Source organism: Mesorhizobium sp. M7A.F.Ca.CA.004.12.1.1 (assembly GCF_003997835.1).
Lineage (GTDB): Bacteria > Pseudomonadota > Alphaproteobacteria > Rhizobiales > Rhizobiaceae > Mesorhizobium.
Window position 1 is genome coordinate 1 of record NZ_RZRK01000676.1, and the last position, 3,370, is coordinate 3,370.

3 protein-coding genes are annotated in these 3,370 nt (G+C 65.0%); all 3 read right to left on the reverse strand.

From position 1 onward, the window contains the following. Positions 1–448, reverse strand: a 448-nt coding sequence (locus EN984_RS27455) for a UDP-3-O-acyl-N-acetylglucosamine deacetylase (protein WP_206517488.1), incomplete at its 3' end; no start/stop codon positions are given. 281 nt (positions 449–729) lie between these two features. Then, positions 730–2,412, reverse strand: coding sequence for a cell division protein FtsZ (gene ftsZ / locus EN984_RS27460; protein WP_127273569.1), 1,683 nt, complete (start codon positions 2,410–2,412; stop codon positions 730–732). Positions 2,413–2,480: 68 nt separating this feature from the next. After that, positions 2,481–3,370, reverse strand: an 890-nt coding sequence (gene ftsA / locus EN984_RS27465; RefSeq protein ID WP_127384096.1) for a cell division protein FtsA, incomplete at its 5' end; no start/stop codon positions are given.

Genomic DNA, 3,370 nt, shown 5'->3' on the forward strand with positions numbered 1-3,370 from the left:
ACGAGGCGCCGTTCTCGATGCGGACCGGCTTGATGACCCTGATATAGCGCCGCTTGACCGAGAGCGTCTCGATACCCGCCTGATCGATGGCTTCGACGAACGCCATGGCGCTGCCATCGAAGATAGGAACCTCGGAACCATCGATCTCGACAGCGACATTATCGATGCCGAGCCCAAACAGCGCCGCCATGATGTGCTCGACCGTGGCGATATGCTCGCCGGCGGGATCACCAAGCATGGTGCACAGGTCGGTAGCGCCGACTTCCGAAACCAGGGCACGAAACTCGCGGCCCTGTTCCGCACCGTTGAAAAGCTGGAAAACGATGCCGGTGTCGGCATCCGCGGGCACGAAGCTGATGGACACTTCCTTGCCGCTGTGGACGCCGGTGCCGGTAAGCGACGCGCGCGTCTTCAATGTCGTCTGATAGTCGTGCAAGACAATCCCCATAAGCCCGTAATGCCTAGGTCCGCTTCTCCAGCCCGAGGGCGCGGCTCTTGTGTGAATCGGCTGGCAGGGTGACTTCCCCCGAAATCCCGGCAAACCGATGATGGTAGGCAGCGAAGATAATGTCCCGTCAGGGAGACTCCAAATCACGGTTTCTTACTCTGTGTAACCGCAAAATGGAACGAGTGCGACTTGGTAAGTCGTTGAAATCACATCATTTAAAACATTAACAGGCAAGCGATTCCTCGCTTGCCTGTTAACAAATGTTACAGTCCGTTTACCAATCAGTTGGCCTGGCGGCGCAGGAACGCCGGAATCTCCAGCTGATCGTCTTCCTGAGTCGTCCTCACCTGCGGCGTCAGGCGGCCCTGATCGTCGAGCTGGCCGCGGCGCGGCGCATAGAGCTGCGCATCCTGGCTGGCGAGACGGCGCACTTCGGGCGCGGCCTGGCGCAGCTTGGGCTCGCGCGGCTGCGCCGGCTGCAGCCGTGCGGGTTCTTCCTCGCGACGGGTCAGGCCATTGGTCAGGCGCTTCAGCAGGCCCATCGGTCCGCTGTTGTTCTCGTGGTCGACCGGGCGGCTCTTGGCATCCACCTCGGCCTTGACGACCGGCGGAAAGTCCTCGACGCGCGGCATGCGCTGCGGCGCCATGGCAACCGGCTGCGGCGCCTCGCGCTGCAGCATCTCGCGCGGCTGCGGGGCCGGCTGCATCTGCTGGACCACCGGCTGCGGCATCGGCTGGGCGGGCGGCGCCTGGAAGATCTTGCTCTGCGGGCGGAAATCTTCAGCGTGGGCGACCGGGGCCGGGCGCGCCTGCGCCATGGCCGCCGCATTGGCTTCGGCCAGATGGATGGCTTCCGCGACCGGGTCGATAGCGCGTGGCTCGTATGCCGCCTGCTGGACAGGCGCCGGACGAACCTCCGCGATCTGAGCCGCCGGGCGGCTGGCCGGCTTCGGAGGCGCCGTGCGGATCGAGATCGGCGCGGCGGCGATTTCAGCCGCCGACTTGTCGATGCCGGTGGCAACCACCGAGACGCGGATGACGCCTTCGAGTTCCTCGTCGAAAGTGGCGCCCAGGATGATGTTGGCGTCCTGGTCGACTTCCTCGCGGATACGGGTCGCCGCTTCGTCGACTTCGAACAGCGTCAGGTCGCGGCCGCCCGTGATCGAGATCAGCAGGCCCTTGGCGCCCTTCATCGATGTCTCGTCGAGCAGCGGGTTGGCGATCGCCGCTTCGGCGGCGGCCATCGCGCGGCCCTCGCCGGAAGCCTCGCCGGTGCCCATCATCGCCTTGCCCATCTCGCGCATGACGGAACGGACGTCGGCGAAGTCGAGATTGATCAGGCCTTCCTTGACCATCAGGTCGGTGATGCAGGCGACACCGGAATAGAGCACCTGGTCGGCCATGGCGAAGGCATCGGCGAAGGTGGTCTTGTCATTGGCCAGCCGGAACAGGTTCTGGTTGGGGATGACGATCAGCGTATCGACGCATTTCTGCAATTCCTCGATGCCGAAATCCGCTGTCTTCATGCGGCGCTGGCCTTCGAAGTGGAACGGCTTGGTGACGACGCCGACGGTGAGGATGCCCTTTTCGCGCGCTGCGCGGGCAACGACCGGAGCAGCACCGGTGCCGGTGCCGCCGCCCATGCCGGCGGTGACGAAGCACATATGGGTGTTGGTCAGGTGATCGAGGATTTCATCGATGCACTCTTCCGCCGCCGCACGGCCGACTTCCGGCTGCGAGCCGGCGCCAAGGCCTTCGGTGACATGCGCGCCGAGCTGGATCAGGCGGCCGGCCTTCGACATGGTCAGCGCCTGCGCGTCGGTGTTGGCCACCACGAACTCGACACCGCGCAGACCGGCGGTGATCATGTTGTTGACGGCATTGCCGCCGCCGCCGCCGACACCGAACACGGTGATGCGCGGCTTAAGCTCGGTGATGTCCGGCTTTTGCAGATTGATGGTCATTGTCTCCGTCCTTTGCCTTTCACGCCGCTTCGCCGCCGCGGCCGCCTATGGGGCTGTCCCCGTCAATTTTAGAAACTGTCTCTCAACCACTGACTCATGCGATGCAGTTTTCCGCCCGTTCCGGTCATTTTGAGACCGGAAATTCCTTTCGCCGGATGGCTCTCGAAGCTCGCCATCTGCGGATAGATCAGAAGCCCCACCGCAGCCGAGAAGGCCGGCCCCTTCGCCGCTTCCGGCAGACCGGCCACGCCGAGCGGGCGGCCGATGCGCACATTGCGTCCCAGGATGCGGCGCGCCGCCTCCGGCAGGCCGGCAAGCTGGCTGGCGCCACCGGTAAGAACCACACGCTTGCCCACTGCATTGCCATAGCCGGACTTGTTCAGCCGGTCGCGCAGCAGTTCGAGCGTCTCGTCGATGCGGGCGCGCACGATGCGCGTCATCACCGAGCGCGGGATCTGCAAGGGCACGTCACCGTCGTCGCCGATCGGCTGGATCGAGACCAGGTCGCGGTCGTCGGCGCTGCCCGGCAGTGCCGAGCCATGCATCACCTTCAGCCGTTCGGCGGCATCGAGCGAGGTCGACAGCCCCTTGGCCATGTCCATCGTGACGTGGTTGCCGCCGATGGCGATGGCGTCGCCATGGACGAACTTGCCTTCCGAAAACACCGAGATCGTCGTCGTGCCGCCGCCCATGTCGATGCAGGCCGCGCCCATTTCCAGCTCGTCGTCGACCAAGGCCGCCAGGCCGCTGGCATAGGGCGTCGCCACCATGCGCTCGACCGACAGATGCGAACGGTTGATGGAAAGCTCCAGATTGCGCATCGGCGCGGCGTCGCCGGTCAGCACATGCATGTCGACGCCGAGTGCGTCGCCGACCATGCCGCGCGGATCGCGCACGCCGCGTTCGGCATCGAGCGAGAAACCGACGGGAAGCGAATGGATCACCTCGCGCTCGGCCT